The organism is Rhizobium sp. RAF56 (assembly GCF_052113965.1).
GTDB lineage: Bacteria > Pseudomonadota > Alphaproteobacteria > Rhizobiales > Rhizobiaceae > Rhizobium.
On the sequence record NZ_JBFRDU010000009.1, the window covers coordinates 82,358 to 107,326 of the forward strand.

At 62.6% G+C, this 24,969-nt stretch carries 28 protein-coding genes; 11 read left to right on the forward strand and 17 right to left on the reverse strand.

Annotation, left to right across the window (positions count from 1 at the left end):
• Position 1: 1 nt before the first annotated feature.
• The 4 genes from AB4048_RS09800 to tsaD are packed head-to-tail and all read right to left on the reverse strand — an operon-like array spanning position 2 to position 2,857.
• The gene (locus tag AB4048_RS09800) at positions 2 to 433 is read right to left on the reverse strand and encodes an EVE domain-containing protein (RefSeq protein WP_442201757.1); all 432 of its coding nucleotides are present in this window, start codon (positions 431 to 433) and stop codon (positions 2 to 4) included.
• A 2-nt stretch (positions 434 to 435) separates the two neighbouring features.
• A complete protein-coding gene (locus AB4048_RS09805; protein WP_442201758.1) occupies positions 436 to 729 on the reverse strand; it encodes a YciI family protein in 294 nt (97 codons plus the stop codon).
• Between the two features lie 29 nt (positions 730 to 758).
• On the reverse strand, positions 759 to 1,763 hold the full coding sequence (locus AB4048_RS09810; protein WP_442201759.1) for an NAD(P)H-dependent glycerol-3-phosphate dehydrogenase: 1,005 nt from the start codon (positions 1,761 to 1,763) through the stop codon (positions 759 to 761).
• Positions 1,760 to 2,857, reverse strand: coding sequence for a tRNA (adenosine(37)-N6)-threonylcarbamoyltransferase complex transferase subunit TsaD (tsaD, locus tag AB4048_RS09815; protein WP_442201760.1), 1,098 nt, complete (start codon positions 2,855 to 2,857; stop codon positions 1,760 to 1,762). The genes AB4048_RS09810 and tsaD overlap by 4 nt, the downstream gene beginning before the upstream one ends.
• Positions 2,858 to 2,930: 73 nt before the next feature.
• Between tsaD and hemC the strand changes: the two genes are divergently transcribed.
• The 6 genes from hemC (at position 2,931) to AB4048_RS09845 (ending at position 8,758) form a co-directional block, all read left to right on the forward strand.
• Entirely contained in the window at positions 2,931 to 3,860 is a 930-nt protein-coding gene (gene hemC, locus AB4048_RS09820; RefSeq protein WP_442201761.1) for a hydroxymethylbilane synthase, read from the forward strand.
• A 7-nt stretch (positions 3,861 to 3,867) separates the two neighbouring features.
• Positions 3,868 to 4,611 (forward strand): uroporphyrinogen-III synthase, encoded by a 744-nt coding sequence (locus AB4048_RS09825; protein WP_442201762.1) that lies wholly within the window; start codon positions 3,868 to 3,870, stop codon positions 4,609 to 4,611.
• Between the two features lie 65 nt (positions 4,612 to 4,676).
• Positions 4,677 to 5,954 carry a COG4223 family protein gene (locus tag AB4048_RS09830; protein ID WP_442201763.1) on the forward strand — a complete coding sequence of 426 codons (1,278 nt, stop codon included), beginning with the start codon at positions 4,677 to 4,679 and terminating at the stop codon, positions 5,952 to 5,954.
• A gap of 10 nt (positions 5,955 to 5,964) precedes the next feature.
• Positions 5,965 to 7,539: a heme biosynthesis protein HemY gene (locus tag AB4048_RS09835; protein WP_442201764.1), complete on the forward strand. Its 1,575-nt coding sequence runs from the start codon at positions 5,965 to 5,967 to the stop codon at positions 7,537 to 7,539.
• Between the two features lie 12 nt (positions 7,540 to 7,551).
• Positions 7,552 to 8,037, forward strand: coding sequence for a TerB family tellurite resistance protein (locus AB4048_RS09840; RefSeq protein ID WP_442201765.1), 486 nt, complete (start codon positions 7,552 to 7,554; stop codon positions 8,035 to 8,037).
• Entirely contained in the window at positions 8,027 to 8,758 is a 732-nt protein-coding gene (locus tag AB4048_RS09845) for a glutamine amidotransferase (RefSeq protein ID WP_442201766.1), read from the forward strand. Before AB4048_RS09840 ends, AB4048_RS09845 begins: the two co-directional genes overlap by 11 nt.
• Positions 8,759 to 8,872: 114 nt before the next feature.
• On the opposite strand, the gene AB4048_RS09850 is transcribed toward AB4048_RS09845, so the two are convergent.
• Entirely contained in the window at positions 8,873 to 10,129 is a 1,257-nt protein-coding gene (locus AB4048_RS09850; RefSeq protein ID WP_442201767.1) for an MFS transporter, read from the reverse strand.
• Between the two features lie 110 nt (positions 10,130 to 10,239).
• Here AB4048_RS09850 and AB4048_RS09855 point away from each other — a divergent pair, with 110 nt between their 5' ends.
• The gene (locus AB4048_RS09855) at positions 10,240 to 10,560 is read left to right on the forward strand and encodes a YggT family protein (protein ID WP_442201768.1); all 321 of its coding nucleotides are present in this window, start codon (positions 10,240 to 10,242) and stop codon (positions 10,558 to 10,560) included.
• A gap of 98 nt (positions 10,561 to 10,658) precedes the next feature.
• On the opposite strand, the gene ppa is transcribed toward AB4048_RS09855, so the two are convergent.
• Positions 10,659 to 11,198, reverse strand: coding sequence for an inorganic diphosphatase (gene ppa / locus AB4048_RS09860; RefSeq protein ID WP_442201769.1), 540 nt, complete (start codon positions 11,196 to 11,198; stop codon positions 10,659 to 10,661).
• Positions 11,199 to 11,384: 186 nt separating this feature from the next.
• On the opposite strand from ppa, the gene AB4048_RS09865 reads away from it, so the two are divergent.
• Positions 11,385 to 11,831: an MEKHLA domain-containing protein gene (locus AB4048_RS09865; protein ID WP_442201770.1), complete on the forward strand. Its 447-nt coding sequence runs from the start codon at positions 11,385 to 11,387 to the stop codon at positions 11,829 to 11,831.
• Between the two features lie 13 nt (positions 11,832 to 11,844).
• On the opposite strand, the gene AB4048_RS09870 is transcribed toward AB4048_RS09865, so the two are convergent.
• From AB4048_RS09870 to AB4048_RS09885, 4 genes are all read right to left on the reverse strand, one after another.
• Positions 11,845 to 12,351, reverse strand: a complete 507-nt coding sequence (locus AB4048_RS09870) for a GNAT family N-acetyltransferase (protein ID WP_442201771.1) — start codon at positions 12,349 to 12,351, stop codon at positions 11,845 to 11,847.
• A gap of 201 nt (positions 12,352 to 12,552) precedes the next feature.
• The gene (gene typA, locus AB4048_RS09875) at positions 12,553 to 14,373 is read right to left on the reverse strand and encodes a translational GTPase TypA (RefSeq protein WP_442201772.1); all 1,821 of its coding nucleotides are present in this window, start codon (positions 14,371 to 14,373) and stop codon (positions 12,553 to 12,555) included.
• A gap of 165 nt (positions 14,374 to 14,538) precedes the next feature.
• The gene (locus tag AB4048_RS09880; RefSeq protein ID WP_442201773.1) at positions 14,539 to 16,629 is read right to left on the reverse strand and encodes a M3 family metallopeptidase; all 2,091 of its coding nucleotides are present in this window, start codon (positions 16,627 to 16,629) and stop codon (positions 14,539 to 14,541) included.
• Between the two features lie 158 nt (positions 16,630 to 16,787).
• Positions 16,788 to 17,429, reverse strand: coding sequence for a LysE family translocator (locus AB4048_RS09885; protein ID WP_442201774.1), 642 nt, complete (start codon positions 17,427 to 17,429; stop codon positions 16,788 to 16,790).
• Between the two features lie 152 nt (positions 17,430 to 17,581).
• Between AB4048_RS09885 and AB4048_RS09890 the strand changes: the two genes are divergently transcribed.
• Complete coding sequence (locus AB4048_RS09890; protein WP_442201775.1) at positions 17,582 to 18,061, forward strand: MarR family winged helix-turn-helix transcriptional regulator; 480 nt, start codon at positions 17,582 to 17,584, stop codon at positions 18,059 to 18,061.
• Between the two features lie 178 nt (positions 18,062 to 18,239).
• On the opposite strand, the gene AB4048_RS09895 is transcribed toward AB4048_RS09890, so the two are convergent.
• The 3 genes from AB4048_RS09895 to AB4048_RS09905 all read right to left on the reverse strand — a co-directional run bounded on the left by AB4048_RS09895 (position 18,240) and on the right by AB4048_RS09905 (position 20,103).
• Positions 18,240 to 19,463: an argininosuccinate synthase gene (locus AB4048_RS09895; RefSeq protein WP_442201776.1), complete on the reverse strand. Its 1,224-nt coding sequence runs from the start codon at positions 19,461 to 19,463 to the stop codon at positions 18,240 to 18,242.
• 107 nt (positions 19,464 to 19,570) lie between these two features.
• Entirely contained in the window at positions 19,571 to 19,861 is a 291-nt protein-coding gene (locus tag AB4048_RS09900) for a type II toxin-antitoxin system RelE/ParE family toxin (RefSeq protein WP_442201777.1), read from the reverse strand.
• On the reverse strand, positions 19,858 to 20,103 hold the full coding sequence (locus tag AB4048_RS09905) for a type II toxin-antitoxin system ParD family antitoxin (RefSeq protein ID WP_442201778.1): 246 nt from the start codon (positions 20,101 to 20,103) through the stop codon (positions 19,858 to 19,860). Before AB4048_RS09905 ends, AB4048_RS09900 begins: the two co-directional genes overlap by 4 nt.
• Before the next feature lie 84 nt (positions 20,104 to 20,187).
• Between AB4048_RS09905 and AB4048_RS09910 the strand changes: the two genes are divergently transcribed.
• Together AB4048_RS09910 and AB4048_RS09915 are read left to right on the forward strand one after the other, a co-directional pair.
• A complete protein-coding gene (locus AB4048_RS09910; protein ID WP_442201779.1) occupies positions 20,188 to 21,039 on the forward strand; it encodes an SDR family NAD(P)-dependent oxidoreductase in 852 nt (283 codons plus the stop codon).
• A 132-nt stretch (positions 21,040 to 21,171) separates the two neighbouring features.
• Entirely contained in the window at positions 21,172 to 21,813 is a 642-nt protein-coding gene (locus AB4048_RS09915) for a LysE family translocator (protein ID WP_442201780.1), read from the forward strand.
• Between the two features lie 30 nt (positions 21,814 to 21,843).
• On the opposite strand, the gene rlmN is transcribed toward AB4048_RS09915, so the two are convergent.
• The 4 genes from rlmN to AB4048_RS09935 form a co-directional block, all read right to left on the reverse strand.
• Positions 21,844 to 23,079, reverse strand: coding sequence for a 23S rRNA (adenine(2503)-C(2))-methyltransferase RlmN (gene rlmN / locus AB4048_RS09920; RefSeq protein ID WP_442201781.1), 1,236 nt, complete (start codon positions 23,077 to 23,079; stop codon positions 21,844 to 21,846).
• Between the two features lie 264 nt (positions 23,080 to 23,343).
• Entirely contained in the window at positions 23,344 to 23,907 is a 564-nt protein-coding gene (locus AB4048_RS09925; RefSeq protein ID WP_442201782.1) for an invasion associated locus B family protein, read from the reverse strand.
• A 305-nt stretch (positions 23,908 to 24,212) separates the two neighbouring features.
• Complete coding sequence (locus AB4048_RS09930; protein WP_442201783.1) at positions 24,213 to 24,602, reverse strand: YkvA family protein; 390 nt, start codon at positions 24,600 to 24,602, stop codon at positions 24,213 to 24,215.
• A 53-nt stretch (positions 24,603 to 24,655) separates the two neighbouring features.
• On the reverse strand, positions 24,656 to 24,961 hold the full coding sequence (locus tag AB4048_RS09935) for a 4a-hydroxytetrahydrobiopterin dehydratase (RefSeq protein ID WP_442201784.1): 306 nt from the start codon (positions 24,959 to 24,961) through the stop codon (positions 24,656 to 24,658).
• Positions 24,962 to 24,969: the final 8 nt, after the last annotated feature.

Genomic DNA, 24,969 nt, shown 5'->3' on the forward strand with positions numbered 1-24,969 from the left:
CTCAGCGTGGCGGATTGTCGAGGCCGCCCATGCGGCAGACTTCGAGATATTCCTCGTCGGTCACGGGCTGCACCGAAAGACGCATTGACGTGACCAAAGCCATCTTGGCCAGCTTCGGACTGGCCTTGATTTCCTTCAGCGACACCGGCCTTGGCACATCGCGGACCGCGCGAATGTCGACGCAGTCCCAACGTGCATCGCCGGCAGCGGTCGAATCAGGATGGGACAGAGCCGCCACCTCGACGATACCGACGATCTCCAGCCCGTCGTTGGAGTGATAGAAGAAGCCCTTGTCGCCGATCTTCATGGCACGCATGTTGTTGCGGGCCTGATAGTTGCGCACGCCGGTCCACTCCGTGCCCTTTTCTCCCGCTTGCTTCTGGGCTTCCCAGGACCAGGCATGGGGTTCGGACTTGTAGAGCCAATGGGCCATGCTCATGCCTCCGGATTCTTGAAGACCCAGTTGAACGGCTTGATGTCGACGCTCTCGAACAGGCCAACCTTGGCGAAGGGATCGGCGTCGGCAAGCGCCTTTGCCGCATCGAGCGTTTCGGCGCTGACGATGACAAGGCTGCCGCAGGCCTTGCCGTCGGCGTCGAGGAAGGGTCCGGCCATCTTCAGCGTGCCCTCAGCATCGAGCCTGTTCAGATGCTCGACATGGGCGGGACGGGTCTCAAGCCTCAGGGCCAGCTGGCCGGGCTTGTCTTTGCAGAGCAGTGCAAACAACATTGTTCAATCTCTCCTCATGGTTCGACCGGCTATTCCGTGGTGATCGGCCGGCTCATCAATTGGTCTATGGCGGCCGCCACCTCGAGCTTGCCGTCGACGATCGCCGATACCGCATCGGTTATCGGCATCTCGATGTTGAGCGCTGCCGCAAGCGTGGCCGCGACCGAGGCGGCAAAGGCTCCTTCGACGAGATCGCCGCGCGCGGGGTCGGCCGTCTCGCCTTGCCCGAGCGCGATGCCGAAGCGCAGGTTGCGTGACTGATGGCTGGTCGCGGTCAGAACGAGATCGCCAAGACCGGAAAGACCGCGCACGGTCTCCGCCTTGCCACCCTTGGCCGCCACCAGGCGCGACATCTCGGCAAGGCCGCGGCTGATGAGCGCGGCTCGCGCCGAATCGCCGATGCCGGCGCCCTCGACGATGCCGCAGGCGATTGCCAGCACATTCTTCAACGCCCCGCCGAGCTGGACGCCGATGCGGTCGGAGGAGGGGTAGAGGCGGAACGTTCGGCTAGAAATCGTCTGCGCCAGGCGTTCAGCGATGGCAATGTCGGCGGCCGCGATCACCATCGCCGTCGGCAGCCCCTTGGCGATGTCCGCGGCAAAACCTGGCCCTGAAAGGACGGCGATCGGATGGTCCGGAAGCTCCCGCTCCAACATCTCGCTCAAGAGGTTGCCGGTTCCCCGGTCGATACCCTTGGCACAGGTGACGACGACGGCACCCTTCGACAGATAGGCGCCGTATTGGCGAGCGGCATCGGCCTGCGCCTGCGACGGCATGGCGAAGAGCACGATCGTGGCATCGCCGACCGCCTCCGGCTCAGCCGAATAGCGGAGCGAATCGGGCAGTTGGATACCCGGCAGCGCCGCTTCGTGCACTCCCTCGGAGATGAGGTCCGCCATCAACGCCGGATCGCGGCCGACGAGCGTTACCTGACCCCGGCCGTTGAGGGCGATGACCGTTGCAAGGGCCGTGCCGAAAGCGCCGGCGCCGATGACGGCAATGCGTTCGCTGGCGTCAAGGTCTGCGGCGCTCATGCCTTTGCTCCCCGTTTTCCAGAACCGATAAGAGCCGCAGCAGCGGCATCCAGCGGCCAGCGCGAACGCGGCTGCACGTCGAGATCGTCAGGCGGCGCGCCGGTCGCCATGCGCTCCAGCCCCGCCCAGGCGATCATCACCGCATTGTCGGTGCAAAGATTGAGCGGCGGCGCGATGAAGCGAAACCCTTGGCCGTCGCAGAGCGCCTGCAATGTCCCGCGCACCTCCAGGTTGGCGGCAACGCCGCCGGCAACGACAAGCGCCGGCTTTTCGGCAAGCGGCGGAAATTCCTGTTTGAAGCGCTGCAGCCCGCGTCCGATGCGGTCCTTCAGCGTGCGCGAGATCGCTCTTTGGAATGATGCGCAGATATCGGCGATGTCGGTCTCGGTGACGGGCGCAATGGAGTTTGCCGCCTGGCGAACGGCCGTCTTCAGCCCCGAAAACGAAAAATCAAGCCGTGCTTCGCCAACCAGCGGCCGGGGGAAGTCAAAGCGATCGGGGTTGCCGCTCCGCGCCGCGCGCTCGACGGCGGGGCCGCCCGGATAGGGTAGGCCGAGAAGCTTCGCCGTCTTGTCGAAGGCCTCGCCCAGCGCATCGTCGATCGTCGTGCCCCAGCGCTCGTACACCCCGACGCCGCGCACCAAGATCAACTGCGTGTGACCGCCGGAAACCAGCAGCATGAGATAGGGGAAAGAAAGCCCGTCCGTCAGCCGTGCCGTCAGGGCATGGCCTTCGAGATGGTTGATGGCATAGAGCGGCTTGTTCACCGCCCGCGCGATCGCCTTGCCCGTCATCAGCCCGACAAGCAGACCGCCGATCAGGCCCGGCCCCGAGGTCGCGGCAATCGCGTCGATGTCGGCGAGGCTGACATTGGCGCGCGTCAACGCCTCTTCGATCAGCGTGTCGAGCGCCTCGACATGGGCGCGCGCGGCAATCTCCGGCACCACGCCGCCATAGACACTGTGCTCGTCCAACTGGCTCAGCACCACGTCGGAGAGTATGGTCGAACCGCCGTTCTCGCCACGTTCGACCACCGCCGCGGCGGTCTCGTCGCAGCTCGTTTCGATGCCAAGAATGCGTAGCCGCGGCGCCATGGAACCTGTTCGCTAATTGCGGTGAAGTGGAAACCTGTTTACGAGGACTGTCGGTAACAACGGATCAAAGCGGATGCAAACAAAACCTTTCAGGATCGGCACGCGCGGCAGCCTGCTGGCGCTCGCCCAGGCTTACGAAGCCCGCGATCGCCTGATGGCGGCACATGGCCTGCCGGAAGATATGTTCGAGGTCGTGGCTCTGACAACCAAGGGCGACCGCATCACCGATCGGTCGCTGGCCGAGATCGGCGGCAAGGGCCTTTTTACCGAGGAACTGGAAGCGAAGCTCAGCGCCGGCGAACTGGATTTCGCCGTGCATTCGGCCAAGGACATGCCGACGAAATTGCCTGATGGGCTTCATCTCTCCACCTATCTGCCTCGCGAGGATTTTCGCGACGCTGTCGTCGGCCACAGTGCGCGGACCTTGATCGACCTGCCGCAGGGCGCGACCGTCGGCTCGTCCTCCCTGCGCCGGCAAGCCCTCGTCCGGCGTCTGCGCCCCGATCTCAACGTCGTTACCTTTCGCGGCCAGGTGGACACGAGGCTGCGCAAACTCGCGGAAGGCCAGGTGGACGCGACGCTTCTGGCGCTTGCCGGTTTGAAGCGCCTGAACAGGGGGGAGATCGCGACCGATATTCTCGATCCCCAGGATTTCCCGCCCGCACCCGCCCAGGGCGCCATCTGCATCGAAAGCCGCATCGATGACGAGCGCATAGACACGCTGCTCGCGGCGGTGAACGACCAGCCGACCTTCGACGCGGTTTCCTGCGAACGGGGCTTTCTCGCGACCCTCGACGGCTCCTGCCGCACGCCGATTGCCGGCTATGCCGTTTGCGATGGCGACCAGCTTCGCTTTTTCGGCATGATCCTGACGCCCGACGGCCGCAAGGAGCATAGTATCACCGTCAATGGCAGCCGCCGCGATGGCGCAGCACTTGGCAGGGAGGCCGGCCGCGCGATCCGCGAGGCGGCCGGCGCGGATTTCTTCGAGGACTGGGGCTGAGCGGCCGATGCGCGTGATCCTTACCCGTCCGGCGCATTCGAACGAACGCACCGCGCGTAAGCTCACAGCCCTCGGACACGAACCTCTTCTGCTGCCTTTGACCGAGCCGGTGCATGACCTCGATGCGGCCCTGAGGGCGCTCGCCCAATCCAGGGGCGCGCTCGCCGTCACCAGCGCCGAGGCTATCCGCGTGCTGGAAGCTCTAGGCTCCGAGCTTACGCGGCATCTCCAGCGGCCGCTTTTCGCGGTGGGCCGGTCGACCGCCGATCATGCGGCGGGGATCGGCTTTGCGAACGCCTTCCGCTCGGACGGCGACGGCAGCGAACTTGCGGACCTGATCGACCGACAACGGGCTCTCCTTGCTGGCCTCCCCCTCACCTATCTTGCCGGCTGGCCTCGTGCCGAAGGGTTCGAGGCGCGGCTTCAGGAGCATGGGATCGCCGTCACCACAGTCGAAGCCTACCGCATGCGGGATGTGAACCCCGCCGAGGAAGTGCTCCGGCGCCTTTTCATCGAACAAAAAACCGACGCCGTCCTCCTCTATTCCAGCTATGCGACCACGCGGCTCTTCGGCTTGCTGGCCCTGCCGGAATTCGAAACGTCACTTCGTTCCATGCACCTTTACTGCCTGTCGGAGCAGATCGCGGCTGCCGTACCGCCCGCTTTGCGGCCACGGGCCATCGTCGCGGCAAAGCCGACGGAGGAGTGCCTTCTCGGTCTCATCGGCAAAAGCGCGCCGCTCCAATTTTAATCAAGCCCCTTTCCATCCTCGACTTCACTGTCTACCTTCGTAGCCGAGTATGAGATGAGGACGCCATGGGATCGGAAAAACCGCCGCGCCATCCGAAGACCGCAGAGACGCCGCTGACGGGAGAACCCGTAGAGGCGGAAATCATTCGGCAAACGGACGCGGAGGCGATGCCGGAACGAAGCATTGATGCAGCCGAGGCCTCACTTGCCGCCGAAGCAGACGCCGAGATACCGATCGAGCCCGAAAGCGAGCCTCTGACCGAAGACGAGAGCGCAAGGGCGACCGATGCCGCCAAAGCTGCGGAACAGGCCGATGCCTTTCAAAGCGATGCCCCTCGCCCCATTCCTCAGGAAGTCCGGCCGCGTCAGGCCCAGACCTCGGCGCTGGTGGCAGCCGGGATCGTCGGTGGCCTCGTGGCGCTCGCCTGCGCCGGCGCGATGCAGTACGCCGGCTTTCTTCCGGGAGGCGCCGCGCAGAAGGACAACACTGCCGATGTTGCAGCCTTTGCGGCCGACATCGACGGGCTGAAGCAGAGCGTGAAGTCGCTTGCCGTGGCTCCAAAGAGCGACGAAGCGCTTCAGGGCCGGGTCGCAGCGCTCGAGGCGGCGGCCAAGAACGCTCCCCCTCCGGCTCCCGCAGGCGACACGGCAACGGCCGGCGCCGCATCCGATGCCGCTACCGATCAGCAGATCATCGAACTTCGCGGTCAGGTCGATGCCTTGAAGGCGGCCATCGCCCAGGCACAGCAATCGCAGACCGTTGCGAGCGCCGACATCGGCAAGCGTCTCGAGGATGCCGAAAAGCGGCTTGGCGCCCCGAGCCAGGAAGCCGCCGTGGCACGCGCGATAGCGGCGGCCGGGCTGAAGGCCGCGATCGATCGCGGCGGGCCTTTCCGTCCGGAGCTCGACACATTCGCCCAGATCTCGCCGGACGATCCGGCCGTCGGGGATCTCAAGAATTTTGCCGACACGGGCATACCCTCGCGCGCCGATCTCATCCGCCGCGTGCCGCAGGTCGCGGCCGACATCGTCGAGGCGACCGCAACGCCGCAGGCCGACGAGAGCTGGACGGAACGGCTGATGTCGGGCGCCAAGTCGCTGGTCAAGGTGCGTCCGGTCGGCAATGTCGAGGGCACCAGCGTCGAGGCGATCGCGGCGCGCTTCGAAGACAAGGTCAAGAACGGCGACCTGCCCGGCGCGGTGACGGAATGGAACAGCCTTCCCGAAGCCGCGAGGTCGACCTCGGCGGCATTCAAACAGTCGCTCGACGCGCGCATTCGTGTCGAGGATCTCGTCGGCGACGCGCTCTCAAAGGCGATCGCCGACACAGGCAAGCAGAGCTGAGGACGGAGGCATGATGATCAGACTGCTCGTTTTTGCCGTAATTGTTCTGGCGCTCGGCTACGGTTTCTCCTGGCTTGCGGACAGGCCCGGCGAGCTGTCGCTCGTCTGGGGCGGCGAGCTCTATGAGACCAAGCTGATCGTTGCCGCGAGCCTGTTGATCGCTATCGTCGCGGCCGTGATGGTGGGCTGGTGGCTGCTCCGCACGATCTGGACCTCGCCGCAATCCGTCACCCGCTATTTCCGCGCCCGCAAGCGCGATCGCGGATACCAGGCGCTGTCGACCGGGCTGATCGCCGCCGGCGCCGGCAACGCCCTCTTCGCCCGCAAGATGGCCGCGCGCAGCCGTGGCCTGATCCGCGTCGACCAGGAACCGCTGATCCACCTTCTGGAAGCGCAGGCGGCCCTGATCGAGGGCAAGCACGACGAAGCGCGTGAAAAATTCGAACTGATGGCCAACGATCCCGAGACCCGTGAACTCGGCTTGCGCGGGCTCTATCTCGAAGCCAAGCGCCTCGGCGCAACCGAAGCGGCGCAGCAATATGCGGAAAAGGCAGCGGACAAGGCGCCCTATCTGCGCTGGGCGGCCGAGGCAACGCTGGAGCATCGCAGCCAGGCCGGCCGCTGGGACGATGCGATCCGGCTTCTCGATCAGCAGCGCGCCGCGCGTGTCATCGACAAGGACGAGGCCGACCGGCTGCGCGCGGTGCTTTTGACGGCGCGCGCAAACGACAGGCTCGAAGCCGATCCGGCCGGCGCACGTGACGATGCGCTGCATGCCCTACGGCTTGAGGCTGATTTCATCCCCGCCGTGCTGACCGCCGCCAAGGCGCTGTTTCGCGAAGACAAGGTCCGCAAGGCCTCCGGAATTCTGGAGGAGGCCTGGAAGACAAACCCGCATCCCGAAGTCGGTCGTGCCTATGTCCGCGCCCGCAGCGGTGATTCGGTGATCGATCGCCTGAAGCGCGCCGAGCGGCTGGAGACGCTGCGGCCGAACAATGTCGAATCGCTGCAGGTCGCCGCGCGCGCCGCCCTCGATGCCGGCGACTACAGCAAGGCGCGCGACAAGGCGGAGGCCGCCGCCCGTATCGAACCGCGCGAAAGCGCTTTCCTGCTTCTTGCCGACATCGAGGATGCCGACACGGGAGATCAGGGCCGCATCCGCCACTGGATGGCACAGGCGCTGAAGGCTCCGCGCGATCCCGCATGGATGGCGGACGGCATGATTTCCGACAAATGGCTGCCGATTTCGCCGGTGACCGGCAAGCTCGATGCCTTCGAATGGAAGGCTCCGTTCGGGCAGATCGAAGGGCCGGTGGAAGACGGAACGGTCGTTTCGGTCGACGCCGCCCTTCGGACCCTGCCTCCGGTTCACGCCGAAGCGACACCGAACGCGCTGATCAGCATCGAGCCGAGCCCGGCCAAGCCCCGGCAGACCGGCGAGCAGAACGGCGTCGAGACGGCGGCGAAACCAGCAGACGCCCCGAAAAAGGACCCGAAGCCGTTTTTCGGGGGCCTGCCTGATGACCCCGGCGTTCGCCAGGCCGATACGCCGCCAGAACCCAAGAACCGGCTCCGCCTATTTTGAGATCGAAACCTAATGTTTGAACGCTTTCAGCAATTCATCCAGACGCTGACCGCCGACCGTCCGAAGTCTGGCTTCGCACCCGACGATCCGCGGATTGCGGTCGCGGCGCTCTGCATCCAGGTGATGGAAGCGGACGGAAAGGTGGAGGCAAGCGAAAAGAAAAAGGTCCGCAAACTGCTGAAGGACCAGTACAGGCTCGACGACCGCCAGCTCGACGAGTTGATTGCCGCCGGCCAGGAAGCCGAGAGCGAAGCGGTGGATTATTTTCGCTTCACCTCGGATCTCAAGCGCCATCTCGACAATCAGCAGCGGCTGGAGCTTGTCGGCGTCCTCTGGGACATCGTCTATGCCGACGGTGAGCGTAGCGAGATGGAGGATCACGTGATCTGGCGCATCGCCGACCTTCTCGGCGTTTCCGGCCGCGAGCGGATCATGAAGCGCCAGGAGGCCGCTGCCCGCGCGCCATCGCCCACGGTGGAGAGCGGCGATGCCGATTGAGGGCCGGAGCCTTTCCGGACGCGGCCCCATCCTCATCGTGCTGCACCAGGAACGGTCGAGCTACGGCCGCGTCGGCAAGATGCTGCTGGAGAAAGGCTTTTCGCTCGACGTGCGTCGTCCGGTCCTCGGCGAAGCGCTGCCCTCGACCCTTGCCGACCACGCCGGCGCCGTCGTTTTCGGCGGGCCGATGAGCGCGAACGATCCGCTCGACTATGTGAAGGCGGAGGTCGATTGGCTGCGCATACCGCTCAAGGAAGACCGGCCGTTCCTCGGCATCTGCCTCGGCGCGCAGATGCTCGTTCGTCATCTCGGCGGCAAGGTGCAGGCGCGCGAGGACGGAAAAACGGAAATCGGCTGGTATCCGATAAATCCGACCGAACGCGGCCGATTGCTGATGCATTGGCCGCGCATGGTCTATCACTTCCATCGCGAGGGTTTCGACCTGCCACGCGGCGCCGAACTGCTGGCGAAGGGCGACACCTACCCCAATCAGGCCTTCCGCTACGGCCGCAACGCCTGGGGGCTGCAGTTTCACGCGGAACTGACGCGAGCCATGATGCAGCGCTGGGTGGTCCACGGAGCGCACCGCTTCGTCATGCCCAACGCCCAGCAGGGGCGCGAGCATCTCGAAGGCCGCATGCTGTTCGATGCGCCCCTCAAGGCCTGGCTCTCCGATTTCCTCGATATCGTCTTCGAAGGAAAGCAGGCAGCGGCAGCCTAGACCGTTTCCGACTTTCTTCGAAATGCGTAAACGTTCTATCTGTTTGTTTCACGCAATTCCGCACGGAAAACCGCGTGACACTTTTCCTGGAATTGCTCTCTAATCCACCATCATCTATGCCGGTTGCGGCTCGCCTTCGCGCTCGGGCGCGTCGAGGGTGTCGATCTTGCGCAGTTGCGGGAAGCCGAGCGACCAGACGAGCGCCACGACAAGCGTGCCGATGCCGCCGATGACGACCGCCGGCACGGCGCCGAAGCCCCACGCCATCAGGCCCGCACGGAATTCGCCCAGCTCGTTCGACGCACCGACGAAGACCATGTTGACCGCATTGACGCGGCCGCGGACATGATCCGGCGTCCAGAGCGCAATCAGCGTTTCGCGGACATAGACCGAGATCATGTCCGAGGCGCCCATCAGGACGAGCGCCGCCATCGACAGCCAGGGCGTATGCGAGATGCCGAAGATCAGGGTGCCGACCCCGAAGAGGGCAACGCCGATGAACATGTAGACGCCGGCGCGGTGGCGGAGCGGATAGGTGGCTAGGAATACCGCCATGGCGATCGCGCCAAGCCCGGGCGCGCCGCGCAGAAGACCTAGGCCCCAGGGGCCGAGCGTCAGGATGTCACGTGCATAGATCGGCATCAGCGCCACGGCTCCGCCGAGGAGCACCGCGAAAAGATCGAGCGAAATGGCGCCGAGGACGACCTTTTCCGACCAGATAAAGCGATAGCCGGCGAGAATCGAGTGCCATGTGGTTGCCGCATGCGAGGTGCGCTGCGCCGGCTTTGCGATCATGAAGGTGAGAACGGCGCTGACGGCGGAAAAGGCAACCGCCACCGAATAGGCGACGCTCGGCCCGACGCCATAGAGCAGGCCACCCGCGACCGGACCGAGGATCGCCGCCGTCTGCCACGAGGACGAATTCCACGCCACCGCGTTCGGCAGATCCTCAGGCGGCACGAGATTGGGAGCCAGCGATGCAACGGCCGGCGCCATGAAGGCTCGCTCGATGCCGAAGACGACGAGAATCAAAAACACCGGCAGCGGCGAAAATGCGCCGCTCACCGTCAGGAACAGCAGCGCCGCCGAGCATGCGGTCGCCAGCACGATGCAGATGGCTGCAATGGCGCGGCGGTTATAGCGGTCAGCCACAGCCCCGGTCACCAGCACCAGCACCAGCGACGGCAGGAACTGCACCAGGCCGATCAGGCCGAGATAGACCGCGTTTCGCGTCGCGTCGTACATCTGCCAGCCGACGGAGACGCTGATAATCTGGGTCGCGAAGGAAACGAGAAACCGCGCAAAAAAGAAACGAAGGTAGGAGACGTGCCGGAACGCGGCGAAACGATCTCCGGTGGCTTGAAAGGACATGAGGAACTTTCTGATGAAAACTAGAGTTTTGCGGGCCTCGAAACGCCCGTTAAACATGATTCCGTCGACGTTGGGACACAGTACTTGCCGGGTAGTTCGCCAATGTCTACATGTCTGTCAATCACGAATTGGAGACGGACATGCTTGCCTTATTTCAAACCATTGATCTGGCTTTGAATCTTTATACCTGGGTGCTGATCGGCAGCGCCATATTCTCCTGGCTTTATGCCTTCAACGTGATCAATTCCCACAATCAGTTCGTCAATTCCGTCGGCCGATTTTTATACAACGTCACGGAACCGCTCCTGCGGCCGATCCGCCGCGTTCTGCCCGATCTCGGCGGTATCGACATCTCGCCGATCATTCTTCTGCTGATCATTTTCTTCGTGCGCTCGCTGATGTGGAACACGGTCTATCCGCTGGTCGCGTGACCGCCGCCTGGCAACGATGCTTAAAAAAAATCCTCCGGATCAACGGCGATCCGGAGGCTGTATTCATCAAACTTGAAGAGAAGCTTCGGGAGGCCTGATCAGGCCTTCTTTTCCGCCTTGGCGCGCTCGACCGCCTCGAGGATCAGCTCGCCGGCCTCCTTGGAGCCCTTCCAGCCGTAGATCTTCACCCACTTGCCGGGCTCCAGGTCCTTGTAGTGTTCGAAGAAATGCTCGATCTGCTTCACGGTGATTTCCGGCAGATCGGTATATTCCTTCACCTTCTCGTAGCGCAGCGTCAGCTTCGGCGAAGGAACCGCGATGATCTTCTCGTCCTTGCCGGAATTGTCTTCCATCATCAGAACGCCGATCGGACGGACGTTGATGACGCAACCCGGCACCAGAGGCCGCGTGCTGGCAATCAGCACGTCGATCGGATCGCCATCCTCGGACAGCGTATGCGGCACGAAGCCGTAGTTGCCCGGATAGGTCATCGGCGTGTAGAGGAAGCGGTCGACGACCAGCGTGCCGGCTTCCTTGTCCATTTCATACTTGATCGGATGACCGCCGACCGGAACTTCAACGATGACGTTGACGTCTTCCGGCGGGTTGTTGCCAATGGAAATCGCGTCGATGCGCATGTGGGACCCCCAAAAAGGATGATTGCTGGCAGCCAGATAATCGCAATCCTGCCGCAACGCAACAAAGCTTTGGCGACTTGCGGCAGGATTGCGATGAAGACTGCGCATGCGGTAGCAAACTAAATATATATTCTGGGCGAAATTGGGTTTCCTCGCCGGATAGGGAAAAGGCAGGGACAGGGCGGCATGACAGCACCTCTCTATGAAAGCATCGACTTCGCCACGCTCCTGGCCGAGAGCTATTCGAGGCTTCGTCACCGGCCCCTCACTCCCGTCGGCATGGATCGCGGCTGCGTAGCAAACTGGCTCTATGAAGAGGCGCCTTTCGGGATTCTCGCGCACGACACGGCAAGCGATCCGGTCTTCATCTACGGCAACAAGTCCGCTCAGCAGCGCTTCGACTATAGCTGGGATGAATTGACGGGGCTGCCCTCGCGCCTGTCCGCCGAGGCCCCGGAGCGAACGGAGCGGGAAGAATTCCTCCGACGCGTGTCCGAGGACGGGTTTGTCGACGACTACCGCGGCGTGCGCGTCACGAAATCGGGAAAGCGGTTCTGGATCGAGTGCGTCACGGTCTGGCAGCTGATCGACGCCGAGGGTATCTGCCACGGCCAGGCGGCCATGATCCCCTGAGATCCGTGGAAGATCAGTTCCAGACGAAGCCGATTTTTTTCAGCTGTTTCTTGTCGAACACCTCGACGCCCTCGCAGAAATCGACGCCACCGTGCTCGCGATAGAAGCGATCGGCATTCTCGTTTTCCTCGAGGCACCAGACGACCATCCCCTTGCAGCCGAGCGACTTCAAAAGCCGCCGTGCTTCGCCGAAAAGAAGGCGGCCAAGCCCGATGCCCTGGTATTCCGGCCGAAGGTAGAGTTCGTAGATCTCGCCTTCCTGCGGCAGCGCCCGCGCCCGGTTGAGGCCGAGCGTTGCATAGCCGGCTACCGTTCCAGCGACATCGAGGACGAGAAGCGTCGCAGGGCCCTTGGTCGCCTTGCGCCACCAGATCTCGTTGCGCCGTTCGATCATCTGCCTCAACGCGCGATGGGGAATGATGCCTGTGTAGGCCTGCTGCCACGCCAGACGATGCACCTCCGAGATGGCGGGGGCGTCATGCGGCTCGGCACGCCGGACATCGATCGACAGTGTTTTCATAGCGGTTACTCTGGTCCCGCCGGAGCAAATTAACCATCCGTAAATCTTACGGGACGGTCATTGCCCACAGACCTTACATGTGGACGACACGCCAAAGTTAACGCTTTTTTAAGGATCGTCACAAGGGGCCCAAAACCGAACGCACAAATAAAAACCCCGGCACAATGGCCGGGGTTGGATGCTTGAAAAATGCTTCCGGGATCAGGCGTATTTAGCCTTTTCGAAACGCTTGCGCTCGTTCGGATCGAGATACATCTTGCGCAGGCGGATGGACTTCGGCGTCACCTCGACGAGTTCGTCTTCCTGGATCCAGGACAGCGCGCGATCGAGCGTCATGCGGATCGGCGGCGTCAGCTTGACGGCTTCGTCCTTGCCGGCGGCGCGGATGTTGGTGAGCTTCTTGCCCTTCAGCACGTTGACTTCGAGGTCGTTGTCGCGGGTATGGATGCCGATGATCATACCGGCATAGACCTTCTCGCCGGCCTCGATGATCATCGGACCGCGGTCTTCCAGGTTGAACAGGGCGTAGGCGACGGCTTCGCCGTTGTCGTTCGAAAGCAGCACGCCGTTTACGCGGCCGCCGATTTCGCCCTTGTACGGCTGGTAGTCATGGAACAGACGGTTCATCACGGCCGTGCCGCGCGTGTCCGTCAGGAGTTCCGACTGGTAGCCGATCAGGCCGCGCGTCGGCGCGAAGAACTTCAGACGAATGCGATTGCCGCCGGACGGACGCAGCTCCGCCATTTCGGCCTTCCGCTCCGACATCTTCTGGACGACGATGCCCGAATGCTCTTCATCGACGTCGATGACGACTTCTTCGATCGGCTCGAGCATTTCGCCCGTCGCCTCGTCCTTATGCATGACGACGCGCGGACGCGAAACGGCAAGCTCGAAGCCTTCACGGCGCATGGTTTCGATGAGAACGGCAAGCTGCAGTTCGCCACGGCCCGAGACGAAGAACGAGTCCTTCTCGGAGGATTCCTCGATCTTCAGCGCGACGTTGCCTTCGGCTTCCTTGAGCAGGCGGTCGCGGATGACGCGCGAGGTCACCTTGTCGCCTTCGGTGCCTGCATAGGGGCTGTCGTTGACGATGAAGGACATGGTGACGGTCGGCGGATCGATCGGCTGCGCCTGCAGAGCTTCGGTGATCGAGGGATCGCAGAAGGTGTCTGCAACCGTTCCCTTGGACAGGCCGGCGATCGCGACGATGTCGCCCTGATGCGCTTCCTCGATCGGCTGACGCTCGATGCCACGGAACGCAAGGATCTTGGAGATGCGGCCGGTTTCGATGGTCTTGCCGTCGGCGTGCAGAACCTTGACGGCCTGGTTCGGCTTGATCGAGCCGGAGTTGATGCGGCCGGTGATGATACGGCCGAGGAAGGGGTTGGCTTCGAGGATCGTGCCGATCATCGTGAACGGGCCCTCGTGGACGGTCGGCTCCGGTACATGCTGGAGCACGAGATCGAGAAGCGGCGCCAGGCCCTGATCCTTCGGACCTTCCGGGTTGACGTTCATCCAGCCATCACGGCCGGAACCGTAGAGGATCGGGAAATCGAGCTGTTCGTCGGTCGCGTCGAGGTTCGCAAAGAGGTCGAAGACTTCGTTGATGACTTCCTCGTGGCGGCCGTCCGGACGGTCGATCTTGTTGATCGCGACGATCGGCTTCAGACCAACCTTCAATGCCTTGCCGACGACGAACTTCGTCTGCGGCATCGGGCCTTCCGAAGCATCGACGAGAACGATCGCGCCGTCCACCATCGACAGAATACGCTCGACTTCACCGCCGAAGTCGGCGTGGCCGGGGGTGTCGACGATGTTGATCCGCACGCCCTTCCATTCGACCGAGGTGGCCTTGGCAAGAATCGTGATGCCGCGCTCTTTTTCCAAGTCGGTGGAATCCATGACGCGTTCGGCAACGCGCTGGTTCTCGCGGAAGGAGCCGGACTGTTTCAGGAGTTCGTCGACGAGGGTCGTTTTCCCATGGTCAACGTGCGCGATGATCGCGATGTTGCGAAGTGACATATTGTTTATCTCTGAGGCTGGGGCGCTGGAAACGGGAGGTGCGCCAATTACATTTGGCGCGCTCTTACTCTTTTTTTTGCATTCGCGAAAGGGGGGCGAGCAAATGCCGCCGCAATCAGCCTCGATTGCGACGGAAACGTTGAACGATTGTTTTCTTCAAGCCGTTCAGGCGTCGGCGCCGGAAAGCTCCTCGAAAGTCGAGAGCCCCTTTTTGCGCAACATCGCATCCGGGCTTGGGAGCTTTCCTCGGAAGGCCTTGTAGGCATCCTCGGGATCAACAGAACCACCGACGGAATAGATGTTGGCTTTCAGCTTTTCCGCCATTTGCCGATCGAAGGCGTCGCCGGTTTCCTCGAAGGCGGCGAAGGCGTCGGCGTCGAGCACCTCCGACCACATGTAGGAATAATAGCCCGCCGAGTAGCCGTCGCCGGCAAAGACGTGCTGGAAGTGCGGTGTGGCGTGGCGCATGACGATCGATTGCGGCATGCCGAGTTCGGCAAGCACGTCGGCCTGAACCGTCATCGGGTCCTCTACGGCATCTCTTGTGTGGAAAGCCATGTCGACGAGCGCCGAGGACGTGAATTCGACCGTATTGAAACCGGCGTTGAAGGTCCGCGCCGCCAGCACCTTGTCGAGCAGGGTCTGCGGCATCGCTGCGCCCGTCTCGTGATGGACCGCGTATTTCCTCAGGATTTCGGGCACCGTCAGCCAGTGCTCGTATAGCTGCGACGGCAATTCGACGAAGTCGCGAGACACGCCGGTACCGGATACGGATGGGTAGGTGACGTTCGACAGCATGCCGTGCAGGCCATGGCCGAACTCGTGGAACAGGGTGCGGGCATCATCGAGCGAGAGCAGGGCCGGCTTGCCGTCGGCGGGCTTTGCGAAGTTGCAGACGTTGTAGATGATCGGCAATTCGCCGACGGATCCGTTCTTGAGCTTCAGCCGGTGCTGCGTTTGGAACGAGCTCATCCAGGCGCCGGAGCGTTTGGACGATCGTGCGAAGTAGTCGCCGAGGAAAAGGGCGACGAGCTTGTCCGACCGATCGCGGATCTCGAAAACGCGGGCATCGGGATGAAAGCCCGGCACACCCTTCTTTTCGACGGCACGCAGGCCGAACAGGCGGTCGGCGACATCGAAGCAGGCGGCCAGAATGTTTTCCAGCTGCAGATAGGGCTTCAATTCGGTTTCGGAGAAGTCGAATTTCCGGGTGCGGATCTTTTCGGCGTAATGGCGCCAATCCCATGGCATGACATCGTGGTTGCGGCCTTCCTCGGCAACGAGGGCGGAAATATCGGCCTCCTCTTGTCGCGTCCGCGCCACCGCCTTCGCCCAGACGGCGCGCAGCAGATCGTTCACGGCTTCCGGCGTCTTCGCCATGGTGTTGTCGAGCTTCAGCTCGGCGAAATTGGCGTAGCCGAGAAGCTTTGCTTTTTCGGCACGCAGCTTGAGCGTTTCGGCAACGACGGTGCGATTGTCGGTTTCGCCGCCGTTTCGTCCCCTCGCCACCCAGGCCTGGAAAGCCTGTTCGCGGAGATCGCGACGCTCGGAGAACGTCAGGAACGGCTCGATGATCGAGCGCGATAGGGTGACGGCATATTTTCCGTCGTCACCGCGCTCGCGCGCGGCCGCCGCCATGCTATCGCGCAGAAAATCGGGGATGCCGGCGAGATCCTCTTCTCCTCCGAGGATCATCGCCCAGCTCTTTTCGTCGGCAAGGACATTCTGCCCGAAGCGGGCGCCGAGGCCGGCAAGCGTCTCGTTGATAGCCGCCAGCCGTTCCTGCTCGGGTTTGGCCAGCTTCGCGCCGGATTTCACAAAACCTTTCCAGTGACGCTCGAGCACCCGCAGCTGCTCGCCCGTAAGACCGAGGCTTTCTCGGTTCTGCCATAGACCGTCGATGCGGGCGAAGAGGGCCGCATTCATACCGATCTTCGAATAATGCCGCGACATTTTCGGCGCGATCTCGCGCTCCAGCGCCTGGATGGTATCGTTCGTATGCGCCCCCGCCCGGTTCCAGAACAGCGACGACACGCGCGAAAGCTCTTCGCCCGCCAGTTCGAGCGTGACGATGGTATTCTCGAAGGTCGCCGCGTCGGGATTGTTGGCGATCGCGTCGATTTCGGCCTCATGGGAAGCAAGGGTCACTTCGAAGGCCGGTGCGAAATCGGTATCGGCTACCGCATCGAAGCGCGGCAATCCTTGATGGCCGGTCCATTCGACAAGGGCGGGATTGACTTGGGAACCCAACGACATGCAAAAAATCCTTTCGACGGCAATAGACTAAAACCGATATAAGGCCTTGGCTGGACGAATGATACCGCGACAGCGTCGCAGGCCAGGGCCACCCTAAAATACACCTCACCCGACAGCCACATGTTTGGCTGCGAGGTTGCCTAGAGGCTTAACGCCCCTCAGGCTCTTCGCCAGCCGAGCAGCCCCGGCGTCGCATGCAACAGCGCCTGCGCGGCAAATCCCATGAACAGGATGCCCGAGCAGCGAACGATCGTCCGCTCATGCGCCCTGTAGACGCGACGCACGAAGCCCGCGCCGATAAAGGCGATGAGAATAAGGTAGGCGACGAGAAAGCCGATGAACGCGATCAGCAGCAGCATCGGCAGCGCACTGGCGTTCAGCGCTCCGGCAGAGCCCGCAACCAGCGCCGTAAAGGTCGCCAACGCCACGGGGTAGCCCTTCGGATTGGTCACGCCGAATGCAAGCCCGCGTCGGAACGGGCGCTCCACCACGACGAGCCGCTGCTCGCCCTTTCTCGGCTTCGCGTTGAATGCGTTCCAGCCGATCCAGGCCAGATAGAGCCCGCAGACCAGACCGAGCACATCGAAAACGAATGTACCGATGGTGCGCGCGCCGACGATCGCGACCAACGCCAGCGTCGACCAGAGGAGATCGCCGACGAGATGGCCGCACATGAAGAGCGCGCCTGCCCGGCGCCCCTGCCCTGCGCCGATGCCGAGCAACGCCAGAAACGCCGGACCTGGGATGAGGACGTAGAAAAGTGCGGCCAAGAAGGCGCCGATAGCGAGCGACTGGGTCATGATGTTTGTCCCACGGATGTTGGCGCCAGACTATTCGCCCAGGTTTCTCGGTCAAGACCGCCGGCTCCGGCTGGCGAAGATTTCATTGTCATTGTAAGACGAACTTAATAAGTAGACATAAGTCGATCTGACAGCACGGACGGTGGAGAGCCATGACTGCCAAACTAGACACCGATTCCCTCGCCTTTCTGGTTGCCGATTGCGCACGGCTGATGCGCGCCGCCTTTGAGCGCCGCATCATGGCCGCGGGCCTCGGGCTTACCGCCGGCGAGGCGCGCACGCTGATCCAGGTGGCGGCCGTCAACGGCAGCCGCCAGCTCGATATCGCCGGCCGCATGGGCCTCGAACCGATGACGGTCAGCGCCTTCCTCGACAAGCTGCAAGCCCGCGGCCTGATCGAGCGTCACGCTGATTCCAATGACCGCCGCGCCAAGCGTATCCACCTTTCCCCCGCTGCCGACGAAATGATCGCCGCCATCAGCCACGAGATCGGCGCGGTCCAGCGCGAAGCGACGCAGGGGCTCGACCGCGATGCACAGGAACAGGTCCGGCGGGCGCTGAAGAGCTTCCGTCAGAACCTTCAAAAATGTGATCCCGTCGACGATCCCGCGCTGAAAACCGCAGAGGATTGAGGGCGCACGAGCATGCGCTTTGCGATGCTCGCCGCCATGAGCGGCGTCTGCTTCAACCATGCGAGACATCTTGCCGCGCGTATGGAATAGCGAAACCCGCCGCTGGTGGCTAAACCGACGGCGGGTTTGGATTGGGTAGTTGAGCAACACCGGGCCGGAGTTACTCTCCATCAAAGGCTCAGCCGCCGAGATTGCGCTTGGCGAGCGTGCGCAGGCGCAGGGCGTTGAGCTTGATGAAGCCCGCCGCGTCCTTCTGGTCGTAGGCGCCCTGGTCGTCTTCGAAGGTAACTAGCTTGTCGGAGTAAAGCGACTTCGGCGACTCTCGGCCGGTCACCATGACGTTGCCCTTGTAGAGCTTCAGCGTCACCTCGCCTTCGACATGCTCCTGGCTCTTGTCGATCAGCGCCTGCAGCATCTCGCGCTCCGGCGAGAACCAGAAACCGAAATAGATAAGCTCGGCATAGCGCGGCATCAGCTCATCCTTGAGGTGCGCGGCACCCCGGTCGAGCGTGATCGATTCCATGGCGCGGTGCGCGGTAAGCAGGATCGTACCGCCGGGCGTCTCATAGACGCCGCGCGACTTCATGCCGACGAAGCGGTTTTCGACAAGATCGAGGCGGCCGATGCCGTTGTCGCGGCCGTATTCGTTGAGCTTGGCAAGCAGCATCGCCGGGCTCAAGCGCTCGCCATTGATCGAAACCGCGTCACCACGCTCGAAACCGACCTTGATAACCGTCGCCTTGTCGGGCGCGGCCTCCGGCGAAATGGTGCGCATGTGCACGTATTCTGGCGCCTCCTGCGACGGATCTTCCAGAACCTTGCCCTCGGAGGACGAGTGGAGGAGGTTTGCGTCGACGGAGAACGGCGCCTCGCCCTTCTTGTCCTTGGCAACCGGGATCTGGTGCGCTTCGGCGAAGGCCAAAAGGTCGGTGCGGCTCTTGAACGACCAGTCGCGCCAGGGGGCAATGATCTTGATATCGGGGTTCAGCGCATAGGCGGAAAGCTCGAAGCGGACCTGGTCGTTGCCCTTGCCTGTCGCGCCGTGGGCGATCGCGTCGGCGCCGGTCTTCCTGGCGATATCGATCAGGTGCTTGGAGATCAGCGGGCGGGCGATCGACGTGCCGAGCAGGTAGACGCCCTCATAAACCGCGTTGGCGCGGAACATCGGAAACACGAAGTCGCGGACGAACTCCTCGCGCACATCCTCGATGTAGATTTCCTTGATGCCGAGCATCTCGGCCTTCTTGCGCGCCGGCTCAAGCTCCTCGCCCTGGCCGAGATCGGCGGTGAAGGTCACGACTTCGGCGCCGAGTTCCGTCTGCAGCCATTTCAGGATGATCGATGTGTCGAGGCCGCCGGAATAGGCGAGGACGACTTTCTTCACTTGCGGTTGCGATACCATGATGATTGGGTCCGTTTGAATGCGTGCGGGAGATGGCGCGGAGCCGGGTCGCGGAACTTTTAGCGAGATTATCGCTAGGCGCAAGGAAAAGTGCGGGCGCGCGGTCTTCAGAGATGGGTGGCTATATTCATCTGCCGATGCAAGATGCGGACGATCGTGAGGTTACGCTCGGTCGCTTTGTAGATGATGAAATGCGACTGGAACGAAAGCGCGAGGTAGGCGGACCCCAAGCCAGCGATCTTTCTACCGCGTCGTTCCCCATCCAACAGAGTGCGGCAGATATCGCGGATGCCGAGCGTATAGTCTTCGGCCTGCTGGGAACCCCATTTCTCCGCGGTGTAGTCGAAAATCCGATCGATATCATCCGCCGCCCTCGGCGAAAAAATCAGTGTCTTCATTGTTGATCGCGCAAGGCCCGCTTCATCTCGATAAAAGCATCGAAATCAAACGGCTGCGGTTCGCCGGACTCTTCGCCCTCGACGATCGCGGCGCGGATCGCTTCGAGCTCGGCCTGATGGCGCAATAGCCTGAGGCCGGCGTCCACCACTTCGCTCGGGGAAGCGTAGTGGCCATGCGTTACCTGCTCGTCGATGAAATGGTCCAGCTGGTCGTCAATGGTAACGGTCGTGACCTTGGTCATTCGCAGTCCCTAGCGGTTTGACTTGAGAACGGATTTTACCATATTCGAGCGCAGCCGAACAATGCCCGAGGAGGGGCAGTTCCCGTGACGAATATTCAGCATATTTTCAAGAAGTCCAACGTTGCCGTCATCACCGGCGGCGCTTCCGGCATCGGGCTTGCCGCCGCCAAGCACGCGGCCCGCAGCGGCATGAGCATCGTGATCGCCGATCTCGGCGGCGACCGGCTGGCGGCGGCGCGCGATGCGCTGGTCGAGATTGCCGGCGAGGAGCATGTGATGGCGGTCGAGACCGACGTCAGCGACAAAAGCGCCCTCGAAGCGCTCGAGCGCGCGGTCATCCAGAAATTCGGTCGCGTGCACCTTCTGATGAACAACGCCGGCGTCGGCCCCGACAGCTCCATCTTCAGCGCCGAGGCCGATTGGAACCAGCTCCTCGGCGTCAATCTCTTCGGCGTCATCAACGGCACCCGCGTCTTCGGCCCGAACATGATCGCCCATGGCGAGCCGGCGATGATCATCAACACCGGCTCCAAGCAGGGCATCACGACCCCACCCGGCAATCCCGCCTACAACGTCTCCAAGGCAGGCGTCAAAGTCTTCACCGAGGCGCTGGAGCACGAGCTGCGCAACACGGAAGGCTGCAAGGTTTCCGCCCACCTGCTGATCCCCGGTTTCGTTTTCACCGGGCTGACGAGAGGGCATACGGAAAAGCCCGCCGGCGCCTGGACGCCGGAGCAGACGGTCGCCTTCATGATCGAGAGCCTGGAACGTGGCGATTTCTACATTCTCTGCCCGGACAACGACGTCGCTCGCCCGCTCGACGAGCGGCGCATGGCCTGGGCGATGGGCGACATCATCGAGAACCGGCCGCCCCTGTCGCGTTGGCACAAGGACTACGCCGACAAATTCAAGGCCTTCCTCGACAAGAAGGATTGATTGGCATTTCGCCGAAAGCCGGCTAGAACGTCGCCGTCCCCCGCAGATCCCAAGGCCGGTGAAAGGCGCTTGCTCTAGCAGGGGCTCAAGGAGCCGGCGCTTTGGGCCGGCGCGATGCCTTCGGAGCGCACCATGGACTTCCTGCCAAGCCTGCCGACCCTCCTCGCGTTTTCCGCAGCCGGCCTGCTGCTCGCCATGACACCGGGTCCCGACATGACGCTTTCGATCGGGCGCGCGCTCTCGCAGGGGAAAAAGCCAGCGCTCTTCATCGTCCTCGGCACAAGCCTCGGCATCGTCGTCCACACCATGCTCGTCGCGTTCGGCGTCTCGGCGCTGATCACCGCGTCGCCGACCGCCTTCATGATCCTCAAGACTGGGGGTGCGGCCTATCTTCTGTGGCTGGCGATTCAGGCGATCCGTTTCGGCTCCTCGCTTTCGGTCAACCGCGTCGAGGGCGCCAAGGGCACGCCGCTCGCGAACATCTCCACCGGCTTCTGGGTGAATCTCCTGAACCCCAAGGTCATCATCTTCTTCATGACCTTCCTGCCGCAGTTCGTCTCGGCGGGAGATCCGGCCGTCACCCAGAAACTCCTGTTCCTGGGGTTCTTCTTCATCCTCGTCGGGATGCCGGTAAACATGCTGGTCGTGCTGACGGCGGACTGGCTTGCCTCATGGCTGCAGAAAAACCGCCGGGTCATGCGCGGGATGGACTACACCTTCGCCGGCGTGTTTTCACTTTTCGCCATGAAGATCTTTTTCACGCACGCAAGGTAGCGCGAGCGCGAAGAAGGCCGCCGAGGCAACTCAATCGTCGGCGCCGTGGTTGGCGATCATCATCGCTTCGAAGGCCAGTCGTTCGGTCTTGCGCATGCGTTCCGATTCCGACTTCAGCTGGCCGCAGGCGGCGAGAATGTCGCGGCCGCGCGGCGTGCGGATCGGCGAGGCATAACCGGCCGCATTGATGAAATCGGCGAACTTCTCGATATGCTCCCAGTCGGAACACTGGTAGTTCGTGCCCGGCCACGGGTTGAACGGAATGAGGTTGATCTTGGCCGGCACGCCCTTCAGCAGCTGGACCAAGCCCTTGGCGTCCTCGAGGCTGTCGTTGACGTCCTTCAGCATCACATATTCGAAGGTGATGCGGCGGGCATTCGAAAGACCAGGATAGGCGCGGCAGGCGTCGATCAGCTCCTTCAGCGGATACTTTTTGTTGATGGGAACGAGGATGTCGCGCAGATCGTCGCGCACGGCATGAAGGGAGATCGCCAGCATGACGCCGATTTCGTCACCGGTGCGGAAGATCTCCGGCACGACGCCGGAAGTCGACAGCGTGACGCGGCGCCTCGAAAGCGACAGGCCGTCGCCGTCGGTCGCGATCAGGAGCGCCGTCTTGACGCTCTCGAAATTGTAGAGCGGCTCGCCCATTCCCATCATGACGATGTTGCTGACCTTGCGGCCTTCCGCCGGCACCATGGCGCCGAGCGGCGTATCGCGATCCGGAAAATCGCCGAGCCGGTCGCGCGCGAGCAGCAGCTGCGCCAGAATTTCCTCGGCCGTCAGGTTGCGTACCAGGCGCTGCGTTCCGGTGTGACAGAAGGAGCAGGTGAGCGTGCAGCCGACCTGGCTCGAAATGCAAAGCGTGCCGCGACCCTCCTCGGGAATGTAGACCGTCTCGATCTCGACCGGACGGCCGGCGCCGCGCGGCGGAAAACGCAGCAGCCATTTACGGGTGCCGTCGTTGGAGATCTGCTCCTCGACGATCTCCGGCCGCGCGATGGTGAAATGCTCCTTGAGCATTTCACGCATGTCCTTTGCCACGTTGGTCATCGCGTCGAAGTCCGACACGCCGCGCACGTAGAGCCAGTTCCATAGCTGGCTGACGCGCATCTTCACCTGCTTGTCGGAAACGCCCTTTTCCTTGAGCGCCGCCGCCATTTCCTCGCGTGTCAAGCCGATCAGCGACGGCTTCGTATCGAAGTCGAAGGCTGGCTTTGGCGCCGATTTTGGCTTGGCGATCGTCATGGCATCGGTCAGAGACATCGTAGCTTCCATAGCGTCGTGCCTGCCGGCTTCCGGAAAACCGGCAGAGCGGGCGAGGAGAAGGCACTGATTAAGAAAATTCAGGGCGCGGAGAGGCATCGACATCGAGCCCGCCATCCGCAGTCCGCGCGCCTTTAGCATTATTTTAGGCCGCAGTCATCCCTCTTCGAAAACGCGAGAAGGCCGACCCGAAGGCCGGCCTTCCAATGATGTTGCCGCCGGGAACCGAGAAATCGCGATCGGCGCGATCCGGTGGCGGTCTCCTTACTTGCAGGCTTCTATCTGCTTGAGCGCCGCGGAAATGCCCGACAGTGAATAGGTGTAGGAGGTCGCGGTGCCCTTCTTCGAGGTCGCGTTGACGCCGAGCGAGTGGCCGGTCTTCATGGCGGAGACCAGCGCCGGCTCCTGCGCCGCGTTCTCGAGCCAAGCCGCCTTGTCCTTGGTGAACATCACGAAACTCTTGGCATCGATCGTGACGTTGATCTTCGAGTTGTCCTTGAGCGTGTAGCCCATCATTGCCTGCGGCTCGTAGGAGATGTTCTGGCCAGGGCGCTGGGTGACGATGAAGAAATTGTCGCCGTGATCCACGCCCGTCGTGGGCATCTTGGATTTCGCGACGGAAAGCACATAGCAGACCTTACCGCTAGCGGACTGGTAGGAGTAGGCGTACCAGTCGCCGAACTGCTTGATGAGCGTCGGTGTCGGTGCGGCCTGCGCGGCGGGCGCGGCGGCTGCTGCCGCCTTGGGCTTGGGCTTGGACTGCGCGGACGCAACGCCGGCCGTTGCCAAAATCACGGTTAGAGCGGTTGCTACTGTCTTTGCGAACATGGTTTCCTGCCGATTTCTGCGATCCAGGGCCCATGTCGAAAGACGGGCCGGGCGTGTACAAAGCTGCTTCATTTTGACTTTATTCAGGTTACCAAACCGTCAACATGGCGATCACCGCCCCGAGCCGTGCCGTTCCAGCTCAATGTCGACCGCCCGGCCTCCGAACGCGTCGGGGAAATTGGAAGATGCGGATGGCAAAAAAACCATTCGCAGGCGAAGTTTAAGACAGAAAGAATTGGGCAAGAGTTTGGCAGGCGACGCGCGTCGGCGCAGTCCTCCGCGTCCAGCCACGATACGGCAGGCAATCAGACGGTTTTCCTGGTGTCGCGCTCGTCGGCAAGCGCACGGTCGGCCGCCTCGAAGTGCCGGGGGCGGATATGGCCGTTGATCATCGCGAAGGCCGCGGTCAACACGGCAACGTCGTCGGTGTAGCCGACCACTGCGAAGATGTCGGGAATGACGTCGAAGGGCATCACGAAATAGGCAAGTGCTGCAAGCAAGATCCCCCGTACCCGTGTCGGCGTCTGCGGATCAAGCGCGCAATAGAAGCCGGCGACGACCTCGCGCGCGAAGGGAATCTGCCGCACGGCGCGGCGAAAAGTGGGCCAGAACTTGTTGCGCACGGACCGTTCACGCCGATCCTGCGTATCTTCGTCGCCAGGCAACAGGATCTCACCGAACTTTATATCGTCCATTCCAATCGTCTCCGAGACTATTCCGTCCACATATAAGGGGGGCGCGGTGCTGTTCAATCCGCGCGGCGCGCGGCGGCCTTGTCCATCGCCTTGGCGAGCCGGAAATCGAAGTCGGTCAGCCCTCCGGCATCATGGGTCGAAAGCGTCACATCGACGCGGGAATAGACGTTGAACCATTCGGGATGGTGGTTGAGTTTCTCGGCGGTCAGCGCGCTTTCCGTCATGAAACCGAAGGCCTCGACGAAATTGCGGAACTTGAAGGTTTTTGCGATCGATGTCGCGCCGTCGTTCAGAGTCCAGCCCTCGAGCGCCGCCAGATTGTCGTCGATTGCCGCTCTTTCCAGTTTTTCGTATTTCATGCCATGGT